Source organism: uncultured Aquitalea sp., assembly GCF_945957525.1.
Lineage (GTDB): Bacteria > Pseudomonadota > Gammaproteobacteria > Burkholderiales > Chromobacteriaceae > Aquitalea.
The window spans coordinates 122257-142062 of sequence record NZ_CAMFLA010000001.1 but is presented as its reverse complement, the minus strand read 5'-3'; the positions used below and the strand labels follow the sequence as shown (position 1 = coordinate 142062).

The window sequence follows — 19806 nt, the reverse complement described above, 5'->3', positions numbered from 1 at the left end:
GCAAGGCTTGTACGGATGCCGAGCGACCGGCCACGAGGAAAAACATCATGCAGCTTTCCCGATTGAGGGCCGAAGATGGCCAGGACGTGCCGCTATGCCACTGGTTGCCGGCCACGGCTGCGCGCGGCGTGGTACTGGTGTCGCATGGCATGAGCGAGTACGCGGCCCGCTATGATCGCTTCGCACTGGCGCTGAACGCGGCCGGATACGCCGTGTATGCCCATGATCATCGCGGTCATGGCGCGCAGGCCGCGCAGGAGGGGCGTCTTGGCTGGTTTGCCGAAGAGGAGGGCTGGGACAGGGTGGTGGCGGATCTGCACACGGTACGCCGCCACGCCGAGGCAGCCCACCCCGGTTTGCCGCTGGTGGTGTTGGGTCACAGCATGGGCTCCTTCATCGCCCGCGCCTATTTTCTGCGTCATGGCGAAGGGCTGGCCGGTCTGGTTTTGTCGTCTACCGGCTATCGGCAGCGCTGGCTGGCGGCCATCCTGCGCAAGCTGGCGGCCTGGGACGGCAGGCGACGCGGCTGGCAGCAAGCCAGCCCCTTCATGGCCAAACTGGTGTTTGGCAGTTTCAACCTGGCTTTTATGCCCACCCGCACGCGCATGGACTGGCTGTCGCGCGATTCGACCGAGGTGGACGCCTACATTGCCGACCCGCTGTGCGGCGGCGACCCGGCTCCCGGGCTGTGGCATGACCTGTTTGGCGGCATCATCGCCATGGAAGCGGGCGAGGCGGCGGGGCAAGGTTTGCCGAAGGACTGTCCGGTTTACTTGCTGGCTGGCAGTCGCGATCCGGTCAGCCAGGGCAAGCTGGCGCTGGGGCAGTTGGCGCGCCGCTATCGGGCGGCGGGGCTGCGTGATGTGGAAACCCGGGTTTATCCGGGCGGTCGTCACGAAATGCTCAACGAAAGCAATCGCGATCAAGTGATGGCGGATTTGCTCGGCTGGCTCAAACGAGTGGCCTAGTCTCGGCCCGTTCGGCCAGCCAGGCCGCCAATCGTCGCGCCAGGCTTTCCGCGCCGCCTGCCGGCCACACCGCCTGCACCTCCAGCGGCGGCGGCGCCCAGCCGGGCAGGGGATTGACCAGCGCGCCGCTCTCCAGTGCTGCCTGCGCCAGAAACAGCGGCGGGGTGGCCAAACCTGCCCCGGCAGCCGCCAACTGGCAGGCGGCATCCACCTGATTCACCACCACGCGCGGCCGGATGCGAAAGTGCTTGTCGCCCAGTTCGGCATGGCGCAGCGTCTTGTGGTCGGCCCGCATGCTCAGGCCTATCCACGGCCAGTCGGCGAGCGCTTCGGGAGAGGCTGCATGGCCGCGCTCGCGCAACAGGGCGGGCGACGCCGCCAGGCAACGTTGCAGGCTGAACAGTCGCCGCGTGCGCAAATTGCTGTCCTCCAGCGGGCCCACCCGGATGGCAAGATCGATGCCGTCGCGGATCAGCGCTTGCTTGTCATCGGAAAAGTCCATGCGCAGGCCCACGCCGGGGTGCGCGGCGGCAAATTCGGCCAGCCAGCCCAGCAGCGGGTGGCGCGCCAGAAAGGCGGATAGCGTCAGTTTGAGCGTGCCGCGCAACTGGGCCTGCATCCGGGTCACATCATCCAGCCCTTCGCGGGCGGAAGCCAGCATGACGCTGGCGTGCTGATAGAGCAGTGCGCCCGCCTCGGTCAGCGACAGCGCCCGGGTGGAGCGATACAGCAAGGCCGTGCCCAACCGGCTTTCCAGTCGCGCCACATGGTGGCTTACCACCGAAGGAGACAGCCCCAGCTGTTTTGCCGCACCGCGAAAGGAGCCGTTGTCCACCGTGCTGGCAAACACGGCCAGCGCGCGCAGGTCATCGATCATTGTTCGATTTTGTAGAATGGTGAGCGTCAATATTATGGGATTATGTCGGCGCTGTCCGCCCGCTACAGTAGCGTTTTCACCACTCGGAGTTATCCCATGACACAACTGAAATGCGTGCTGGTGCTGGACGGCACCCTGCCGGGCGGCGTGATTGCCAATACTGCGGCCATCCTGGCGCTGAGCCTGGGGCGGCGGCACCCGGAACTGGTGGGCGAGGATCTGCCCGATGCTGAAGGCCGCGAACGCGCCGGCATTACCCGTCTGGCCTTACCGGTATTGAAGGCCACGCCCGAACAGCTCTCTACCCTTCGGCAAACCTTGCACGCCGAAACCGGCTTGACGGTAGTGGAGGTGACCAGCGCTACTCGCACCACCCGCAGCTATGAGGAATACGCCGCGCATCTGGCGGTCACGCCTGAGACGAGTCTCCGCTATCAGGGACTGGCGCTGTATGGCCCATCCGAGAGGGTGACCGGCCACACCGGCAGTTTGCCGCTGTTGCGCTGAACTGCTGGAGGAGGTCAGGCGGCCGGAACAGGGTGGGCCAGATGCCAGCGCCAGCCGAAATAGCCGGCCCACAGCGCCCAGTGAATCAGAACGATCAGCCAGTAGCGCCATTGATAGGCGGCTTTGCTGCATTTGTGATGCAGCCACTGTTGGCCGATCAGTGCGCCGGGCCAGCCGCCGGCCAGTTCGCACAGATGCAACCATTTTTCCGGAATGCGCCGGCCATGACGCATGGACTGCCGTTTGTCCCAGCCATACAGCAGCAGAGTGGGCAGACTGAGGGCAAGGTAAACCGCGCCGGGCCAGAACATCGAATCGGTGAGGGCGACAACCGCTGCGGCCATCAGGGGCGGCAGGGCGGCCAGACGGCCTAGGGTGCGGGCAAGGGACATGGTTCAGTCAAAGTGGGCAAGGCGGGTTAACAGGCGGTCGCGTGCGGCCGGCCATTCGTGGTCGAGCATGCTGAAGCGCAGCGAGTCGCGCAGGCGGCCGTCCGGCATGATGCGCTCATGGCGGATGATCCCTTCTTCTACCGCGCCCAGCTTCAGGATGGCGGCGCGCGAGCGCTCATTGAGCACATCCGTGGTGAACTGCACCCGCACACAGCGTAGTTGGTCGAAGGCGTACGACAGCATCAGCCATTTGGCTTCCGGATTGGCAAAGCCGCCTTGCCATTGCAGGCCCAGCCAACTGCCGCCGATTTCCAGCTTGCGGTTGGCGTGGTCTATCTTCCAGAAACGGGTGCTGCCTATCACCTGGCCGCTGGCCTGCGCCTCAATGGCGAAGGGCAGCATATGGCCTTGCGCCAGTCCGCCCAGGGCTTTGTCCAGATAGGCGGCGACAGTGTCGGCCGAGGGGATGACCGTAAAGGGCGAGCGCCATAGTTCGCCATCGCTGGCGGCCGCCACCAGCAAAGGGGCGTCGTCGGCAGTGAGCGGGCGCAGGCGCAAACGTGGGCCGGTCAGCGTGGTCATGATGCGGTGAAGTTGAGGCAAAAAAGCCATTGTCCACGGTGCCGACGGCTTTGACCAGCCGGCGCACAGGAGAGCGCGTTGACAACTTACTTACTAGTAAGTATTGTCGACGCATCATGAACGCCGCGCCCGCGCCTCTTCCAAGAGCGGGCCGCGCCGCAACACCGACCGGGCGAAACTGCCCGGCAACACGAGGACGAAACATGACCGCTTACCCGCATCTGCTCGCGCCGCTGGACCTGGGCTTCACCACGCTGAAAAACCGGGTGCTGATGGGTTCCATGCACACCGGTCTGGAAGAGGCCCCCGGCGGTTTCGATAAGATGGCCGCCTTCTATGCCGAGCGCGCGCGCGGTGGCGTGGGGCTGATCGTCACCGGCGGCGTTGGGCCCAACGCGGAAGGTTGCGTGGCGGAAGGCGCATCCATGCTGGCGGACGAAACGCATGTGCCGGACCACCGCAAAGTGACCGACGCCGTACATGCCGCCGGCGGCAAGATCGCGCTGCAGATTCTGCATTCCGGCCGCTACAGTTTTCAGGAAAAGTGCGTTTCCGCGTCGCCGCTGATCGCGCCGATCAACTTCTACAAACCGCGTGAACTCTCCGATGCCGACATTCGGCAAACCATCGCCGATTTTGCCCGCTGTGCAGCGCTGGCGCAGGCCGCCGGCTATGACGGCGTGGAAGTGATGGGTTCCGAAGGCTATCTGATCAACCAGTTCATCGCCCGCGCCACCAACAAGCGCAGCGATGATTGGGGCGGCAGTTTTGAAAACCGCATTCGCTTCGCCGTGGAAACCGTCAAGGCGGTGCGCGCCGCCGTGGGCGAGGCCTTCATCATCATTTACCGCCTGTCCATGCTGGACCTGGTACAGGACGGCAGCAGCTGGGACGAAGTGGCCCAGCTGGCGCAGGCGATCGAAGCGGCTGGCGCCACCATTATCAACACCGGCATCGGCTGGCATGAAGCCCGCGTGCCCACCATCGCCACCATGGTGCCGCGCGGCGGTTTTGCCTGGGTGACCAAAAAGCTGATGGGCAAGGTGAAGATTCCGCTGATTACCACCAACCGCATCAACACCCCGGAAGTGGCGGAGGGCATCCTGGCCGAGGGCTGCGCCGACATGGTGTCGATGGCGCGTCCCTTCCTGGCGGATCCGGACTTCGTCAACAAGGCCGCTGCCGGCCGCGCCGACAGCATCAACACCTGTATCGGCTGTAATCAGGCCTGTCTGGACCACATTTTCCAGGGCAAGCTCACCAGCTGCCTGGTGAATCCGCGCGCCTGCCGCGAGACCGAGCTCAACTACACGCCGGCCGCCCAGCGCAAGAACATCGCCGTGGTCGGCGCCGGCCCGGCCGGCCTCGCTTGCGCCACCATCGCCGCCGAACGCGGTCACGCGGTCACCCTGTTTGACGCCGCCGCTGAAATCGGCGGCCAGTTCAATGTGGCCAAGCGCGTGCCGGGCAAGGAAGAGTTCTATGAAACCCTGCGCTACTTCGGCAAACGTATCGAGGAAACTGGCGTCGCGCTGGCGCTGGGTCGCCGCGTGCAGGCTGAAGACCTGACAGCGTTTGACGAGGTGGTGCTGGCGACCGGCATCGCGCCGCGCACCCCCGCCATCCCGGGCGTGGATCATCCCAAGGTGTTGAGCTATCTGGATGTGCTCAAGCACGGCAAGCCGGTGGGGCGCCGCGTGGCCATCATCGGCGCGGGCGGTATCGGTTTCGATACGGCGGAGTTCCTCACCCAGGAAGGCCCGTCCACCTCGCTGGACGTCGCAGCTTTCATGCGCGAATGGGGCGTGGACATGGCGGTGGAGCATCCGGGCGGTCTCAGCCCGCAAGGCCCGCAGCCGCACGCCAGCCCGCGTGAAGTGTGGCTGTTGCAGCGCAAGGCCAGCAAGGTTGGCGACGGTCTGGGCAAGACGACCGGCTGGATTCATCGGGCCAGCCTGCAGATGAAGAAGGTGAAGATGGTGTCCGGCGTGTCTTATGAGCGCATCGACGACGCCGGCCTGCACGTGGTGATCAAGGGCGAACCGCAAGTGCTGCCGGTGGACAATGTGATTCTCTGCGCAGGTCAGGAGCCGCTGCGCGAACTGCAACAACCCTTGCTGGATGCTGGCAAGGCGGTGCATCTGATTGGCGGTGCCGACGTGGCGGCGGAGCTGGACGCCAAACGCGCCATCAATCAGGGCGCGACGCTGGCTGCCAGTCTGTAAGCCAGCCCGCCGTGCCCTTTGCGCGGCAAGCAAACGAAAACGCCCCGCCGGGTATGAACCGGCGGGGCGTTTTGTCTGTCTGGCGCTACGGCGCGGGCTCCGGCCTCAGGGCGAGCATATGTCCTGCGGCATGCGCAGCCTTCTCGCCAAGCGCCGCGCGGGCGCTCAGAAATAGCGTTGCAAGGTGTCGGACAACGTTTTTTCATCCAGCTTGCCCAGCAACTTGCCCACTTGCTGGCCGTTGCGATCCAGAATGATGGAGTAGGGCAGCGCGCCGGCGGGATTGCCCAGTTGACGCAGCAGGCCCAGGGTATCGCTGTCGCCTATCACCACTGGATAGCCGATGCGCAATTGCTTGGCAAAGTTGCTGGCTTCCGTGCGATTGTCCAGTGCAATGCCCACCACTTCCAGACCCTTGCCTTTGTATTGTTCGCGCAGTTTGTTGAGCATGGGCATTTCCTCGCGGCAGGGCGCGCACCAGGTGGCCCAGAAATTCACCAGCACTACTTTGCCGCGCCAGGCGGACAGCGTGGTACTGCCTTTGCCGTCCAGCGTGCCGAAGCGGGTTTGCGCCAGCGGCGTGTCGGCTTGGGCAGCGAGGGGAAGGGCGCAGGCAAGCAGCAGCGCGGCAAACAGGGAGCGGCGATTCATGGTGGTTGTGCTCATAACGGTGAAGTGGCTTGGAGGGCAGCGGTGGGACAGAGTTTCCGTTCAGGCCTCTGCGCGAACGCTGTCCTGCAGTATGGTGTCTGCCCGTACCATGCCGCACGCATGCGCGCAAGCTGTTGAACAGGCTCGGAATTGTCAGATAGTTTCATGTTAAACTACTAGATTGATTTTTTTCCGGATTCAGCATGTCTCTCCTGGTATGCGGGGCGCTGGCCTACGATACTTTGTTCTCGTTTCACGGCAGGTTCGACAGTCAGATTCTGCCCGATCAATTGCATAAGATATCCACCACTTTCCTTGCCCCCGGCATGCGTCGCGAATTTGGCGGCATGGCCGGCAACATCGCCTACAGCCTGACGCTGCTGGGCGAGAAACCCATCGTGATGGGCGTGGTGGGAGAGGACTTCGAGCCCTATCGCCAGCACCTGAAGCGCGCAGGCGTGGACGACCGCTTCATCCGCTTGATCCGCAAGCAGTATACCTCGCAGTGTTTCGGCATCGCCGACAAAGACGGCAATCAACTGATGGCCTTCCATCCGGGCGCGATGGATTTCGCTACGGAAAACCACATTGCCGACATTCCCGACCCCATCGAACTGGCCATACTCTCGCCGGGCGGTTACAAGGCCTTTTTGCAACATTCCCGCGAGTTGGCCGAAGCGGGCATCCCCTTCATTTTTGATCCGGGTCAGGAGCTGCCGCTGTTGTCGCGCGACGAGATTCACCAGATCGTCGAGCTGGCCAGTTACGTCACGATCAACGACTACGAGAGCGAGCTGATGCGCGAGCGCGCCGGCCTGACGGTGGAGGACCTGCGCCGCAAGGTGAAGGCGCTGGTGGTGACGCGCGGTTCCAAGGGGGCGGAGGTGTATGTGGGCGACTCCATCCATCTGATTCCGCGCGTGCAGATGCCGGTAAAACCGGTGGACCCGATGGGTTGCGGCGACGCCTTCCGCGCCGGCCTGATGTACGGCATCAGCCGCGGACTGGACTGGCGCTTCACTGGCCGCCTCGCCAACATCATCGGCGCCATCAAGGTGACGACGCCGGGCTGTCAGAACCACCATTTTGGCTGGGACACATTGCAGGCGCTGTATCGGGACGCATACCACGAGGACTGGCCGTTTGATGGCGCGCCGGCCTAAGCGCGGCCAGCAAATACCTGATGCTGAGCTGCAGTGGTTTGCCGTAAGCAAGTGCCGCTCGCAGCGGCGTGTGCGGTGACTGCCGTCAGACTGTCGAACAAGGGCCGCGCATGCGCGGCCCTTGTTGCGCTGAAAATGCAAAACGAATGGCACGCATCGCTTGAAGAAACGCCTGCACACCCCCACCATGCAAGGATTATTCCGATGCATTGCACCGAAGGGGAGCACATGACCGTCCCACACCTGTCCACCAGCCTGACCGGCCCGCTGCTGGAGCTGGAAAGCCGCATTCTCACGGCGCAGCCTCACATCGAACACTGGTTCCGCAGCCAGTGGCACAATCACGCGGCCCCGTTCTACGGCTCGGTGGATTTGCGCAACAGTGGCTTCAAGCTCGCGCCGGTGGACATGAACCTGTTCCCGGGCGGCCACAACAATCTCAACCGCGATTTCCTGCCCTTGTCCATCCAGGCCGCGCAGGCCGCCGTGGAAAAAGTGTGCCCGGAAGCGCGCTCCATCTTGCTGATTCCCGAGAATCACACTCGCAACACGTTCTACCTGCAGAACGTGGCCACGCTGGTGCACATCTTCGAGCAGGCCGGCCTCAAGGTACGCCTGGGTTCGCTCAACCCGGAAATCACGGAAATCACCGAGCTGACCAGCGCGGGCGGCGATATCGTCCGTCTGGAACCCATCGTGCGTCGCGGCAATCGCCTGATGCTGGCGGATGGTTTCAACCCCTGTGTGGTACTGCTCAACAATGATCTGTCAGCAGGCATCCCGGAGCTGCTGGTCGACATCGAGCAACATTTGTTGCCCCCGCTGCATGCCGGCTGGGCTGTGCGCCGCAAGAGCAATCACTTTCAGGCCTACGACAAGGTGGCGAACGATTTCGCCCAGCTCATTTCCATCGACCCGTGGACGATCAATCCCTATTTCGAGAGCTGTAGCGGGCTGGATTTCCATGCTCGCCAGGGCGAGGACGCGCTGGCCGAGGCTGTGGCGCGCATGCTGGACCGCACCCGCGCCAAGTACCGCGAATACGGTATCAGCAACGATCCCTTCGTCATCGTCAAGGCCGATGCCGGCACCTACGGGATGGGCGTGATGAGCGTCAAGTCGCCGGAAGAGGTGATCGGCCTCAACCGCAAGGCGCGCAACAAGATGTCGGTGGTGAAGGAAGGTCTGGAAGTGTCCGAAGTCATCGTGCAAGAAGGCGTTTATACCTTCGAAACGGTGGAGGATGCCGTGGCCGAGCCGGTGGTGTACATGATGGATCGCTTCGTTACCGGCGGTTTCTATCGCGTGCATACTGGTCGCGGCATCGACGAAAACCTCAATGCGCCGGGCATGCACTTTGTGCCGTTGTCTTTCGAAACAGTCTGCCTGCCGGACAAGAACGGCACGCCGGACTGTGCGCCCAACCGCTTCTACGCCTACGGTGTCATCGCCCGTCTGGCGCTGCTGGCTTCCGCGCTGGAACTTGAAGCCACCGACCCCGAGCGCGATTAAGCCCTCACTCAGGAGACACCCATGCGCATCCTGTTCATCGCCGACCCGCTTGAGCAGTTCAAGATTTACAAGGACACCACCTTCGCCATGATGGAGGAGGCGGCCAGCCGCGGCCACGCCCTGTCGTTTGCCGAAGCGAGGCATTTGTCGGTGGAGGGCGGCCGCCTGCTGGTGGACGCGCGCGGGCTCACCGTCACGGATGAGCGCAAGGGCGATCATCCCGCCTGGTACAAGCTGGACGAGATGCATCGCCAACCGCTCACCGCCTTCAATGCGGTGGTGATGCGCAAGGACCCGCCGTTCGACATGGAGTACCTCTACGCCTCTCAGCTGTTCACCATGGCCGAGAGTCAGGGCGTGAAGGTATTCACCAGCGGTCAGGCGCTGCGCGATTTCAACGAAAAGCTGGCGATCCTGAATTTCCCAGAGCTGACGGCGCCCACAATGGTCACCGGCGAGGCGGCCCGCTTGAAGGCCTTTGTGCGCCAGCATCTGGATGTGATTCTCAAACCGCTGGACAGCATGGGCGGCGACAGTATTTTCCGCGTGACGCCGGATGATCCGAACCTGTCGGTGATTCTGGAAACCATCACCTTGCGCGGCAAGCGCACCGTGATGGCGCAGCGTTACATTCCGGAAATCCGCGACGGCGACAAGCGCGTGCTGGTGATCGACGGCGTGCCGGTGGATTACTGCCTGGCGCGCATTCCCGCTGCCGGCGAAACGCGCGGCAACCTGGCTGCCGGCGGTCGCGGCGAAGCCCGTCCCCTGAGCGCGCGCGATCGCGAAATCGCCGAGATCGTCGGGCCTGAACTGAAGCGGCGCGGCATCCTGTTGGCCGGCCTGGACGTCATCGGCAATTACCTGACCGAAGTGAACGTTACCAGCCCCACCTGCTTCCGCGAAATCATGGACCAGACCGACCTCAATGTTGCAGGCTTGTACATCGATGCGCTGGAGCGCGCCTGCGGCCAGTAAGACCCGCTGACAAAACCCCTGATCCTGCGTTGCGCCTCCTTGTCGTACTCAAGTACTGCCAGCGCCGGAGCACCATGACCCAGGGTCTGCGCGAGGTGTCGTCAGCGGCGTTAAACCGTCTCATCGCGCAGCGGCTTTGCTTCTCGCGGAGCACCTCTTCGGCCAACCTCGCGGTTGGCCGAAACGTTTTCCCGGTGCGGCCATCATCTTGCCTGCGCTAAAAAGCAGCGCCTGACGTCTTGTCATCAACCGGGCGCAGCATGGAGCAGGAGCGTGCAACTGCGACGGTTCAGCGCAAGGCAAGGCTTGCGATGGCGTCCCGCCAGCCATTACCATGCCTGCGACCCGGCCGGCCGCGCGCCGCGCCATGACCATTACTGGATATCCGACATGACCCAGCATCAGGAAAGCCCGTTCAAGGGCAAGACCGGCGTCCAGCGCCTCATCAACGCATTCGGTTACTCATTGGACGGCTTGCGCGCCGCCTTTCGCCATGAAGATGCCTTCCGGCAGCTCTCATTACTGGCCATCATCCTCATTCCCGCCGCGCTGCTGATTCACGCCTCACCCCTGGCGCGCGCCTTGCTGATCGCCAGTTCCATCGCCACGTTGATCATTGAGCTGCTTAATTCGGCCATCGAAGCCGCCGTTGATCACACCTCGCTGGAGCGCCACCCGCTGGCCAAGCGCGCCAAGGACATGGGCAGCGCCGCCCAGCTGCTGGGCTTGATCAATCTGGCCACCATGTGGGGGCTGGTGTTGTTCGGCTAAGAACGGCTGCCAAAAATCAGTTTTACGGCTGACCCAGGGCGCGACGACGCCGGCACTGTTTGCGTAAAGCCAGCCGGCGCAACGTGGCATCAGTAGTTTGTTGTTTTCTCTAAGCATCACAGCGAGCGCGCCGCGCGTCGTTAAAGCGGCCGCGGAATGCACTTGACATCCCGCTCTGCTTGTCTTGCTTGCGCTTTGGCTCGCCCCGCAAAAAGCCCATCTCCAATATCGCATTGCGCAAGCCTTGCCGCTTAGCGACAAGGCTTGAACGGGGCCGGGTTGGGGTCAGCTGCGCAGTGCTACCGTTATTTCCCTTCTCCTGCGCCATTGTTCCGCGGCCTGCTGAACCGCGACGCTGGCGATGGTTGCCGCGCCAAACGCAACTGCCGGTGACAAACTGCCAAGGCTGGTGGTCAGTACCGCGCAGAAAGCTGCAAAGCCCGGTCGCCCCTGGGTCATCCCCCGCATCAGATGCCAAACCGCATTCGTGCCCTGACTGCATTGCACCTCAATCGCCAGCAGACTGCCCAGCAAGGGAAAAACCGCCACGATGCCGCCCCAGTGCGGGCCAGCGCGACCCGCTATCAGGGAAGCCGCCAGCGTTAGCAGTCCGCCTGCCAGCATGCGGGGCAGCAGGCTGCGCCTGGCGGTGGTCAAGGGCGGCGATGCGTTTGCCGCAATAGGCAGCCAGCAGAGGTTTACCACGCAAGCCAGCGCTGCAATGGCCAAAGCCGCAGGCAGATTGACAGCCAGCCAGGGCAACGGCGAGGCGATAATCAGCCAGGCGCCCAGGCCTGCGCTCAGCGCGGCAGGCCAGTTTGTGCGCCGGCAGACGTGAGCGTACGCCAGATTGAAGGCTTCCGACGCGGCAATGGCCGCCAGCGACAGTAGGGCGGCCTGAGCGGCAAAGCGCGGGCCTTGCTCCAGCGTCAGCACCAACAGAATTGGCCCTGCCACCCAAGGCAAGGAAGACAGCCAACCGGCGCGACGGTAGCCCCAGCGTTGGCCTGCTTGGGCCAGCAAGTACAGCAGCGTTGGCACCAGCGCGATTTTGAGAAGAATAAGCATGGCAAGGACAAGGGAGGGACGCGCCATTGTAGCGTGCGTCGAGCCGGCCTTGCCCGTTGCGCTGGAGCCGGAGCCTCGACTCTGGCAAGCTCCAAGCTGTCTATGAAGAACAGGAGGCGCGCATGCTGAACCCCACTGAGGCCGGCGTGGAAGAATTGGTGCTCAATCTGGTGCTGTGGCTGAAGCTGGGCGTGGAAGCTTGCGGCGCGCTGGTGATTGGCGTCGGGGTGGTGTCTGCGGGTGCTTTGTATCTGAAAAGCTGCCTGAGCCCCGGCAGCGCGATGCGATACAACGCCGTGCGCCTGCGCTTCGCTCGCTTCTTGGCGCTGGCGCTGGAGCTGCAACTGGCGGCAGACATCCTTTCCACCGCAGTGGCTCCCAGTTGGGATCAGATCGGCAAACTGGCGGCGATTGCGGTACTGAGAACCGCGCTCAACTTCTTTCTTGGTCGGGAGATCCGGGAAACAGAGGCCGAACCGACGTCGGCCGAAGAGGCTCAGCGCTGAACGCGTCGGTAGAGATAGCCGGGGTAAACGCGGATACAGCCGGACTCATCCTCCACCTTGCCCTGTTCGCCCACCAGCTCCCAGCAGCGCCCTTGCGACAGCAACTGGCGGTAGACCGGGCAGCCGGCGCGGTAAAACAGCAGCTCGCGGCCGGTGAAGTGGTCCAGCGGCAACAGCGGTGGACGCCCTGGTACCGCCAGCAGCATGGCGGCGGTGTGTGCGTCCATCTCGGACAATTGTTCGCGGTCGGCCAAAATCATGCCGGAAAACGCCACGAAGAAAGCGATGGGCAGCATCAGCCAATGGCCTGACAACAGCCCGAACAGGGTGAGGACCGTGCCTCCGATGAAAAAGAACCGACTATTCATGTCCAGCAATCTGCCTGTGCCGCGGACGGGATGGGGCGCGGCGAAATAGAAAGCGCCGCCTGTTGGTAAAGGCGGCGCCTTGCCCATCAAGGGTGGGGCGGTCCGTCGAGGGAACCGTTGCGACCGGCTGCGTTCCGGCCCGCACAACTCGGGCCCGTGTTGTGGTCCGGTCAGCGGATTATAGGCCTCTTTGCTGGAAAATAATCATTAAAATCAGTTGTTTGTTGATGACAATGCGCTGATGTCGCATCCGTGTTGGGGTGTGGGTCGGCTGCAAAAAAACAACGCCGCGGTAGCGCGGCGTTGTGATGGCGGGCAGTACGTACTTGCCGGCTTATTCTTCAGCCTTGGCTTCCGGCGGAGCAATCACTTCGCTATAGCCGCATTCCTTCTGCGGGCACACCTTTTCCGTACCGCGACGCTTGGTGGTCTTGATGGTCAGGATGGGCCAGTTGCACTTGGGGCAAGGCTCGGCTACCGGTGGATTCCAGGTGGCGTATTTGCACTTGGGATAGGTGTTGCAGCTGTAGAACAGCTTGCCATAGCGGCTCTTGCGTTCGATCAGGTGGCCAGACTTGCACTCCGGACACTCCACACCGGTGTCGCGGGGTTTTTCCAGCGGTTCGATGTGCTTGCACTTCGGGTAATTGGCGCAACCGATGAACTTGCCGTAACGGCCCTTCTTGATGTGCAGTTCGCCGCCGCAGTCCGGGCAGGAGCGGCCTTCGATGATGGTGGGCGCTTCCGCCTCTTCAGCCGCCTGTTCGGCGGTTTCACCGATGTTGCGGGTGTAGTCGCAATCAGGGTAGCCGGTGCACGCGATGAAGCGCCCCCGTTTGCCGAACTTGATCGACAAGGGTTTGCTGCATTTCGGGCAAGCTTCATCCAGGCTTTCCGTGGTGACTTCCGCACGGGAAATGCTTTCTTTTTCCGTGATCTGCTTGGAAAAACCCTTCCAGAAGCTTTCCATCACCGGCACCCAGGCGCGCTGGCCGCTGGCGATGTCGTCCAGCTGGTTTTCCAGTTTGGCGGTGAAGTTGTAGTCCACGTACTGGCTGAAGTGCTCAGTCAGGAATTTGTTGACGATGTCGCCGGTGTCGGTGGGCAAGAAGCGCTTCTTGTCCAGGATGACGTATTCGCGATCCTTCAGCGTGGAGATGATGCTGGCGTAGGTGGACGGACGGCCGATGCCGTACTCTTCCAGCGCCTTCACCAGGCTGGCTTCGGAGAAGCGCGGCGGGGGCTGGGTGAAGTGCTGCTCGCCGTAGAGCTTGTCCACCGGCAGGGCTTCGCCCTCTTCCAGCAGCGGCAGTTTGGCGTTGTCTTCGTCTTCGGCGTCGTCCACGTCTTCTTCGTAGATGGCGAGGAAGCCGGCAAAGGTTTGCACCTGGCCGCTGGCGCGGAATACGCCTTCGCCCATGGCGATGTCCACCGAGGTGGTGTCGAAGCGCGCAGGCGCCATCTGGCAGGCCAGCGTGCGCTTCCACACCATGTCGTACAGCTTGAACTGGTCGCTGGTGAGGAAGGGCTTGACCGATTCCGGCGTGCGCAGGATGGAAGTGGGGCGAATGGCCTCGTGCGCTTCCTGCGCGTTCTTGGACTTGTTCTTGTAGGCGACCGGGTTTTTCGGCAGGAATTCGTTGTCGAACTTGTCGCTGATGTAGCCGCGGATTTCTTCCACGGCCTCATTGGCCAGCGCCACCGAGTCGGTACGCATATAGGTGATCAGACCCACCGTGCCCTGGCCGATGTCGATACCCTCGTACAGTTGCTGGGCGGTACGCATGGTGCGATCGGTAGTCATGCCGAGCTTGCGCACGGCTTCCTGCTGTAGGGTGGAAGTGGTGAAGGGCGCGGCGGGGCTGCGCGACTTCTTTTTCTTCTCGATGCTGGACACGCTGGCTGGGGCATTGGCCAAGCGTGCCAGGATGTCGGTTTGTTCGGTTTCCGAGGGGATGTCGAACTGGTCCAGCTTCTTGCCGGCCAGCTGGGTAAGCTTGGCGGAAAAGCGGGTGCGGCCTTTGTGACTGTCCAGATGAACTGACCAGTATTCCTGCTGCACAAAACTGCGGATCTCGTTTTCGCGCTCGCAGATCAGGCGCAGCGCGGGGCTTTGCACGCGACCGGCGGACAGGCCGCGGCGGATTTTCTTCCACAGCAGCGGCGACAGATTGAAACCAACAAGATAGTCGAGCGCGCGTCGAGCCTGTTGGGCGTCCACCAGCTCCTGCGCTACCTCGCGCGGGTTCTGGATGGCGTCCAGTACGGCGTTTTTGGTGATCTCATGGAACACCACGCGCTGGGCGGTTTTGTCCTTCAACAGTTTTTTGCCGTTGAGAATCTGCACTAGATGCCAGGAAATGGCCTCGCCTTCGCGGTCCGGGTCAGTTGCGAGATAGACGTGGTCAACCTCGCCAACTGCCTTGACGATGGCGTCGACGTGTTTGCTGTTGCGGGCGATCAGCTGGTACTTCATGGCGAAGCCCTTTTCGGGATCCACCGCCCCGTTCTTGGGGACCAGGTCGCGCACGTGACCGTAGGACGCCAGGACTTCGAAGTCCGGGCCCAGGTATTTCTTCAGCGTTTTCGCCTTGGACGGCGACTCAACGATCAAGAGGCTGGAGGGCATGTTTTCGTTTCGTTGGTTAACCGGTGTGTGCGGTTCTGATAGCGGGTCTATCTATCAAATAAAGCAACTATGCAAATAAAACAAGAGCGCAGTCGGCGCTCTTGTGTCGAAATCCGTCATTCGGCCCGCTTGCTTGGAGGCCGGGATGGTAAGCCGGCCATAGCCCGCTGACAAGTCATTGCATGGTGGGTTCGCCATGGATGGCGTCCAGCAACTCCTCGCCCAGCAGGATGGGCAGTTCCGCTTTTTGCGCCCACAGCACCATCAATGCCACCAGCTTGGCCGAGCCGACGTTGATATCGTCTTCCGGCAGGGCGAACAGTCGGTCGATCACCATTTCGCGCTGTGACGGAGACAGGGCGCCGTGGTCTTCCAGAAACTGGATCAGGCCGCGCACTTCCGCCGGCAGGCGTTCCTGTTCGGCATCGGCATAAATGCGCATGCCGCTGGCGTCGTCAGCGCTGGCGTAGAGGCCGTCGGCCATATTGGCCACGCTGTCCAGCCAGTCCAGTGCGTCGTTGATTTCCTCGTCCTCAAAACCGGCGGCTTCGAGCTGGCGCATCAGCACGCCGCGATCGCCGCAGGAATCCGGGTCTTGGTACTGTTCAAACAGGTAGGCGAGAATGTCAAACATCAGATCATCTTCAGTGATAAAGCCATGAGGGCCGGACCGGGTCAGTCCAGCCGCTGGACGCGGCCGTCAGACAGGGTTGCCAGCCTGCCGGCAAGCTCCAGCTCGAGCAGCATCGCGTAAACCTCTCCTTGCGTCAACCCGAGTTGCTGCGATAGTTGTTCGGCATGGATGGCGTCATGCCCCATGGCGGCCAGCAACGGGTGCTCGCTGTCCGAGGGCTGGATGACTGTTTTGGGCTTGGCTTGGCGCTGGAGGCGGCCCACTTCATCCAGGACGTCTTCTGCGCTCTGCACCAGCGCTGCGCCGTCGCGAATCAGCTGGTGGCAGCCGCGGGCTTGCGCATTATGGATGGAACCTGGGACCGCCATGACCTCGCGCCCCTGCTCGGCTGCCAGTCTTGCGGTGATCAGCGAGCCGGATTTCAGTCCGGCTTCCACGACAAGGCAACCGCGCGACAGGGCAGCGATGATGCGGTTGCGGCGGGGAAAGTGGCTGGCGAGCGGGCCCAGGCCAAGGGCGAACTCGGAAACGATCAGGCCTTGATCGCTGATATCGCGGGCCAACTGGCGGTTGGCCGAAGGGTAGACGCGGTCGATGCCGGTGCCGATGACGGCGATGGTGGACGACGGATATTCCAGCGCGCCCCGATGCGCGGCAGCGTCGATGCCGCCGGCCAGTCCGCTGACGATGGTGTAGCCGTGCTCCGCCAATTGTCCGGCAAATCGCCGGGCGGTTTTCTCGCCAACCGGGGTTGCGCTGCGACTGCCCACCATGGCCAGCAGTGGTTGTTGCAGCATTGCTCTGCGACCGCGCAGAAACAGAAGCGGCGGCGGGGAGGGAGACTCCGCCAGCGCTTGCGGGTAGTCGGGGTCGGCCAGGGTCATCAGGCTGCAGCCTGCTTGTTCGGCCCAGATCAGCGCCGCATCGGCATCGGCTGCTGAGGCACCCTCGCGCAGGGCTTGCGCGGCAGCCGGGCCGATGAAGGGCGTGGTATGAGCCGCAGGAGCGGCAATTGCCGCTTCAGGTTGGCCGAAAGCCTGCAACAGGCGCAAAAAACCCGCCGGGCCTATGCCCGGCGTCAGCGCCAGTTGCAGCCAGGCTTTGTCCGTCACTCCGCTTCCGGCGCGGCGATAACGTCTCCCTTGTTCAGTTCGGTGGCGCTTTCCATGACCAAACCGTAGGAAACCTTCTCGAATACGCGGTAGATAAACACCTTGCCGCCCGGCTCGGCGGGGAGCAGCACAACCTTCTTCTGGCCGTCTGCAGCGGTGATTTCCATCGGCTTGCCTTTCTTGAACACGCCGAACACATGGCCGCTTTCCACGCCTTCGCGGCTGCCGCGATTAATGATCACGGTGGAGTATTGGGCCGCGCCGTCCACGCCGTTGTAGATGGCGATGATCTTGCCTTGTACGCCGTTGTCGGGCGCGTGCGGCACATAGCGTACGAACTGGTCTTTCGGCGCTTTCACCAGTCTGTCGCCCTTGAGAATTTCTTCGGCGATGCCGGTGACGCGCAGGGTTTGCACATCGGGCGAGATCTTGTCCACCACGAGGTCGCCGCCGTAGACAACCTCGTAACCCAGGTTTTCCTTGGTGTCCGGGTCGATCAGCGGTTTGCCGGGACGGAAGGCCTGCCAGCTGCCCGGTTCGGTCACGCCATTGGCGTAAACCTTGTCGCCGGTGCCGAAGGCAAGGCGTTGTTCCGGGCCGGCGATGAGGACCGGCGCACTCTGGAACTGGGCCTGGTCGGTGACCAGGGGGCGTTTGAGGAAAGGTTCGATCGCCTTGGCCGGGATGCTGTTGACGGCCTGGTCGATGTCATCCATGCGCATTTGCGGCGATAACTTGATGTCGCCTTGCGCGCCTTTTTCCAGCGTCAGGCGGGGTTCGCCGTTGACGTAGGTGAGCACCAGCACGTCGCCGGGATAGATCCAGTGCGGGTTGCGGATTTCGCTTTTGTTCATCCGCCACAGCTGCGGCCACTTCCATGGGCTCTTGAGATAGCGGCCGGAGATGCCCCACAGCGTGTCGCCCTTCACCACCGTGTAACGGGTGGGCGCATCGGCGCGCAGGGTCAGCGTGTCGGAAAATGCTGGGAGGGCCAGTCCCAGAGCCAAAGCAAGCGATATAATACTTTTACGCATGAAAAGTGCCCCAATAATGAGAGTATCGAGCGCCTGAGTGCGCTCCTTCCACAAACGAGCATGCGTCAGACACGTCTATTATCGGCGTGCTGATGGCATTACGACAACTTGGAGCTACAAAACCGATGGCGCTGCTGAACATTCTGCATTACCCGGATGAGCGACTGCACACCGTGGCAACGCCAGTGCAGACCTTTGACGATGCCCTGCGCATTCAGATCGACAACATGTTCGAAACCATGTACGACGCCAAGGGCATCGGCCTGGCGGCTACTCAGGTCGACTTCCACAAGCGGCTTGTCGTCATGGATATTTCCGAAGATCACAACGAGCCGCGCGTGTTCGTCAATCCGGTGATCGTGGAAAAAGAAGGCGAGACAGTTTACGAAGAAGGCTGCCTGTCCGTACCCGGTATTTATGACAAGGTGACGCGCGCCGAGAAAGTGAAAGTGCGCGCACTGGACCGCGACGGCAAAGAGTTTGAACTGGAAGCCGACGGCTTGCTGGCCATTTGCATCCAGCATGAAATCGATCATCTGGACGGCAAGGTGTTTGTTGAATACCTGTCCGAGATGAAACAGGGCCGTATCCGCACCAAGCTCAAGAAGCGGGAGCGGCAAAATATGTAAGCCTTCGGCCAACATGGGCAAGCGATGGCTCATGGCCGGATTTGTAGAGACGCGCGAAGCGTGCTCAGGCTGCTGACAAAGTCATTGGGAGAAAGGGCCCTTCGGCCAAGCTGTTGGTTTCGCGGCCTTCCCGTTTACTCCCAATCCCCCCTTGCCCCGCAAGGGAGCCTCGCTTTCTGACCGGGAAGCGATAGGGGGTGTCAATAATCTGAGACACGCAAAGCGTGTCTCTTTCTCTTTACGCAACAAGGCTTTCCATGAAACTGATTTTTGCGGGCACGCCCGAATTCGCCGCTCTGGCCCTGAAGGCGCTGATCGATGCCGGGCATGATATTCCCCTGGTGCTGACTCAGCCGGACCGCCCGGCCGGGCGCGGCATGAAGCTCAAGCCCAGCCCGGTCAAGGAAGTGGCCCTGGCCGCCGGCCTGCGGGTTGAGCAGCCGCTGAGTCTGAAAACGGAAGAAGCGCAGGCCATGTTGGCCGAAGCGGGCGCCGAAGTGATGGTGGTGGCGGCCTACGGCTTGCTGTTGCCTAAAGCGGTGCTGGAGATTCCGCAGCGCGGCTGTCTCAATATCCATGCTTCGCTGCTGCCCCGCTGGCGCGGCGCGGCGCCCATTCAGCGGGCATTGCTGGCGGGGGATGCCCAGACCGGCATCACCATCATGCAGATGGACGTGGGACTGGATACCGGCGACATGCTGTCGGTGCATGAACTGGACATTGCCGCCGATGAAACTGCCGCCAGCCTGCATGACCGGCTGGCTGTTTGCGGCGCGGAGGCGATTGTTGCCGCCCTGGCAGGGCTGGATGCGCTTGCGCCGGTCAAGCAGCCGGAAGAGGGCGTTACCTATGCGCACAAGCTGACCAAGGCAGAGGCGCTGGTGGATTGGACGCTGCCGGCCGAGCAGGTGGCGCGGGCCATTCGCGCCTACAACCCGGTGCCGGGCGCGCATACGCTGCTGGCCGGCGAGCCGCTCAAACTGTGGATGGCGCAGGCGGTGGCCGGGCAGGCCGAACCGGGCAAGGTTGTCAGGGCCGATGCCGACGGGGTGGTGGTGGGCTGCGGTGAGGGGCTGGTGGCATTGAGCCAGCTGCAGGCGGCTGGCGGTAAGCGACTGGCGGCAAGGGAGTTTGTCGCGGGCCGCGCCTCGCTGGCGGGAACCCGGCTGGGCGAGTGACGTCTGACGCGACGGAGGTAAC

Annotated in this window: 20 protein-coding genes; 10 read left to right on the top strand and 10 right to left on the bottom strand. The window is 62.7% G+C overall.

Annotated features, from left to right (window positions below; translation table 11 throughout):
- The first annotated feature begins 47 nt into the window (after positions 1 to 47).
- Positions 48 to 968: an alpha/beta hydrolase gene (locus Q0P52_RS00795; protein WP_293759847.1), complete on the top strand. Its 921-nt coding sequence runs from the start codon at positions 48 to 50 to the stop codon at positions 966 to 968.
- Here Q0P52_RS00795 and Q0P52_RS00790 read toward each other — a convergent pair.
- Positions 952 to 1845, bottom strand: coding sequence for a LysR family transcriptional regulator (locus tag Q0P52_RS00790; RefSeq protein ID WP_293759849.1), 894 nt, complete (start codon positions 1843 to 1845; stop codon positions 952 to 954). The genes Q0P52_RS00795 and Q0P52_RS00790 overlap by 17 nt on opposite strands.
- 96 nt (positions 1846 to 1941) lie before the next feature.
- On the opposite strand from Q0P52_RS00790, the gene Q0P52_RS00785 reads away from it, so the two are divergent.
- Positions 1942 to 2352 (top strand): DUF2000 domain-containing protein, encoded by a 411-nt coding sequence (locus Q0P52_RS00785; protein WP_293759851.1) that lies wholly within the window; start codon positions 1942 to 1944, stop codon positions 2350 to 2352.
- 14 nt (positions 2353 to 2366) lie between these two features.
- Here the strand turns inward: Q0P52_RS00785 and Q0P52_RS00780 are convergent, their stop codons facing one another.
- Together Q0P52_RS00780 and Q0P52_RS00775 are read right to left on the bottom strand one after the other, a co-directional pair.
- Positions 2367 to 2744 (bottom strand): DUF1294 domain-containing protein, encoded by a 378-nt coding sequence (locus Q0P52_RS00780; protein WP_293759853.1) that lies wholly within the window; start codon positions 2742 to 2744, stop codon positions 2367 to 2369.
- Between the two features lie 3 nt (positions 2745 to 2747).
- Positions 2748 to 3347, bottom strand: a complete 600-nt coding sequence (locus Q0P52_RS00775) for a GNAT family protein (RefSeq protein ID WP_293813634.1) — start codon at positions 3345 to 3347, stop codon at positions 2748 to 2750.
- A 182-nt stretch (positions 3348 to 3529) separates the two neighbouring features.
- Here Q0P52_RS00775 and Q0P52_RS00770 point away from each other — a divergent pair, with 182 nt between their 5' ends.
- Complete coding sequence (locus Q0P52_RS00770) at positions 3530 to 5551, top strand: NADPH-dependent 2,4-dienoyl-CoA reductase (protein WP_293759857.1); 2022 nt, start codon at positions 3530 to 3532, stop codon at positions 5549 to 5551.
- Between the two features lie 165 nt (positions 5552 to 5716).
- Here the strand turns inward: Q0P52_RS00770 and Q0P52_RS00765 are convergent, their stop codons facing one another.
- On the bottom strand, positions 5717 to 6202 hold the full coding sequence (locus Q0P52_RS00765; protein ID WP_293813633.1) for a TlpA disulfide reductase family protein: 486 nt from the start codon (positions 6200 to 6202) through the stop codon (positions 5717 to 5719).
- A gap of 203 nt (positions 6203 to 6405) precedes the next feature.
- Between Q0P52_RS00765 and Q0P52_RS00760 the strand changes: the two genes are divergently transcribed.
- The 4 genes from Q0P52_RS00760 (at position 6406) to Q0P52_RS00745 (ending at position 10626) form a co-directional block, all read left to right on the top strand.
- Entirely contained in the window at positions 6406 to 7365 is a 960-nt protein-coding gene (locus Q0P52_RS00760) for a carbohydrate kinase family protein (protein WP_293759861.1), read from the top strand.
- Between the two features lie 228 nt (positions 7366 to 7593).
- Complete coding sequence (gene gshA / locus Q0P52_RS00755; RefSeq protein ID WP_293759863.1) at positions 7594 to 8877, top strand: glutamate--cysteine ligase; 1284 nt, start codon at positions 7594 to 7596, stop codon at positions 8875 to 8877.
- A 21-nt stretch (positions 8878 to 8898) separates the two neighbouring features.
- Positions 8899 to 9855 (top strand): glutathione synthase, encoded by a 957-nt coding sequence (gene gshB / locus Q0P52_RS00750; RefSeq protein WP_293759865.1) that lies wholly within the window; start codon positions 8899 to 8901, stop codon positions 9853 to 9855.
- A gap of 390 nt (positions 9856 to 10245) precedes the next feature.
- Positions 10246 to 10626, top strand: coding sequence for a diacylglycerol kinase (locus Q0P52_RS00745; RefSeq protein ID WP_293759923.1), 381 nt, complete (start codon positions 10246 to 10248; stop codon positions 10624 to 10626).
- 285 nt (positions 10627 to 10911) lie between these two features.
- On the opposite strand, the gene Q0P52_RS00740 is transcribed toward Q0P52_RS00745, so the two are convergent.
- Positions 10912 to 11694 carry a hypothetical protein gene (locus Q0P52_RS00740; protein ID WP_293759867.1) on the bottom strand — a complete coding sequence of 261 codons (783 nt, stop codon included), beginning with the start codon at positions 11692 to 11694 and terminating at the stop codon, positions 10912 to 10914.
- Between the two features lie 122 nt (positions 11695 to 11816).
- On the opposite strand from Q0P52_RS00740, the gene Q0P52_RS00735 reads away from it, so the two are divergent.
- The gene (locus tag Q0P52_RS00735) at positions 11817 to 12200 is read left to right on the top strand and encodes a DUF1622 domain-containing protein (RefSeq protein WP_293759869.1); all 384 of its coding nucleotides are present in this window, start codon (positions 11817 to 11819) and stop codon (positions 12198 to 12200) included.
- Here Q0P52_RS00735 and Q0P52_RS00730 read toward each other — a convergent pair.
- From Q0P52_RS00730 to Q0P52_RS00710, 5 genes are all read right to left on the bottom strand, one after another.
- Complete coding sequence (locus Q0P52_RS00730; protein ID WP_293759871.1) at positions 12191 to 12568, bottom strand: hypothetical protein; 378 nt, start codon at positions 12566 to 12568, stop codon at positions 12191 to 12193. The two genes, Q0P52_RS00735 and Q0P52_RS00730, sit on opposite strands and share 10 nt — an antisense overlap.
- A gap of 334 nt (positions 12569 to 12902) precedes the next feature.
- Entirely contained in the window at positions 12903 to 15197 is a 2295-nt protein-coding gene (gene topA / locus Q0P52_RS00725; RefSeq protein WP_293759873.1) for a type I DNA topoisomerase, read from the bottom strand.
- Between the two features lie 175 nt (positions 15198 to 15372).
- Positions 15373 to 15831 carry a DUF494 domain-containing protein gene (locus tag Q0P52_RS00720; RefSeq protein ID WP_293759875.1) on the bottom strand — a complete coding sequence of 153 codons (459 nt, stop codon included), beginning with the start codon at positions 15829 to 15831 and terminating at the stop codon, positions 15373 to 15375.
- 41 nt (positions 15832 to 15872) lie between these two features.
- Positions 15873 to 16943, bottom strand: coding sequence for a DNA-processing protein DprA (gene dprA / locus Q0P52_RS00715; RefSeq protein WP_293759877.1), 1071 nt, complete (start codon positions 16941 to 16943; stop codon positions 15873 to 15875).
- On the bottom strand, positions 16940 to 17977 hold the full coding sequence (locus tag Q0P52_RS00710) for a LysM domain-containing protein (RefSeq protein ID WP_293813632.1): 1038 nt from the start codon (positions 17975 to 17977) through the stop codon (positions 16940 to 16942). Before Q0P52_RS00710 ends, dprA begins: the two co-directional genes overlap by 4 nt.
- A 125-nt stretch (positions 17978 to 18102) precedes the next feature.
- On the opposite strand from Q0P52_RS00710, the gene def reads away from it, so the two are divergent.
- On the top strand, positions 18103 to 18606 hold the full coding sequence (gene def, locus Q0P52_RS00705; protein ID WP_293759881.1) for a peptide deformylase: 504 nt from the start codon (positions 18103 to 18105) through the stop codon (positions 18604 to 18606).
- 257 nt (positions 18607 to 18863) lie between these two features.
- Positions 18864 to 19784 carry a methionyl-tRNA formyltransferase gene (gene fmt, locus Q0P52_RS00700; RefSeq protein WP_293759883.1) on the top strand — a complete coding sequence of 307 codons (921 nt, stop codon included), beginning with the start codon at positions 18864 to 18866 and terminating at the stop codon, positions 19782 to 19784.
- Positions 19785 to 19806 lie beyond the last annotated feature (22 nt).

Bases quoted from the DNA above. Each gene is read 5' to 3' on its own strand.
- Q0P52_RS00795 (WP_293759847.1), top strand. From the start codon at position 48: ATGCAGCTTTCCCGATTGAGGGCCGAAGATGGCCAGGACGTGCCGCTA.
- Q0P52_RS00790 (WP_293759849.1), bottom strand. From the start codon at position 1,845: ATGATCGATGACCTGCGCGCGCTGGCCGTGTTTGCCAGCACGGTGGAC.
- Q0P52_RS00785 (WP_293759851.1), top strand. From the start codon at position 1,942: ATGACACAACTGAAATGCGTGCTGGTGCTGGACGGCACCCTGCCGGGC.
- Q0P52_RS00780 (WP_293759853.1), bottom strand. From the start codon at position 2,744: ATGTCCCTTGCCCGCACCCTAGGCCGTCTGGCCGCCCTGCCGCCCCTG.
- Q0P52_RS00770 (WP_293759857.1), top strand. From the start codon at position 3,530: ATGACCGCTTACCCGCATCTGCTCGCGCCGCTGGACCTGGGCTTCACC.
- Q0P52_RS00765 (WP_293813633.1), bottom strand. From the start codon at position 6,202: ATGAATCGCCGCTCCCTGTTTGCCGCGCTGCTGCTTGCCTGCGCCCTT.
- Q0P52_RS00760 (WP_293759861.1), top strand. From the start codon at position 6,406: ATGTCTCTCCTGGTATGCGGGGCGCTGGCCTACGATACTTTGTTCTCG.
- gshA (WP_293759863.1), top strand. From the start codon at position 7,594: ATGACCGTCCCACACCTGTCCACCAGCCTGACCGGCCCGCTGCTGGAG.
- gshB (WP_293759865.1), top strand. From the start codon at position 8,899: ATGCGCATCCTGTTCATCGCCGACCCGCTTGAGCAGTTCAAGATTTAC.
- Q0P52_RS00745 (WP_293759923.1), top strand. From the start codon at position 10,246: ATGACCCAGCATCAGGAAAGCCCGTTCAAGGGCAAGACCGGCGTCCAG.
- Q0P52_RS00740 (WP_293759867.1), bottom strand. From the start codon at position 11,694: ATGCTTATTCTTCTCAAAATCGCGCTGGTGCCAACGCTGCTGTACTTG.
- Q0P52_RS00735 (WP_293759869.1), top strand. From the start codon at position 11,817: ATGCTGAACCCCACTGAGGCCGGCGTGGAAGAATTGGTGCTCAATCTG.
- Q0P52_RS00730 (WP_293759871.1), bottom strand. From the start codon at position 12,568: ATGAATAGTCGGTTCTTTTTCATCGGAGGCACGGTCCTCACCCTGTTC.
- topA (WP_293759873.1), bottom strand. From the start codon at position 15,197: ATGCCCTCCAGCCTCTTGATCGTTGAGTCGCCGTCCAAGGCGAAAACG.
- Q0P52_RS00720 (WP_293759875.1), bottom strand. From the start codon at position 15,831: ATGTTTGACATTCTCGCCTACCTGTTTGAACAGTACCAAGACCCGGAT.
- Q0P52_RS00710 (WP_293813632.1), bottom strand. From the start codon at position 17,977: ATGCGTAAAAGTATTATATCGCTTGCTTTGGCTCTGGGACTGGCCCTC.
- def (WP_293759881.1), top strand. From the start codon at position 18,103: ATGGCGCTGCTGAACATTCTGCATTACCCGGATGAGCGACTGCACACC.
- fmt (WP_293759883.1), top strand. From the start codon at position 18,864: ATGAAACTGATTTTTGCGGGCACGCCCGAATTCGCCGCTCTGGCCCTG.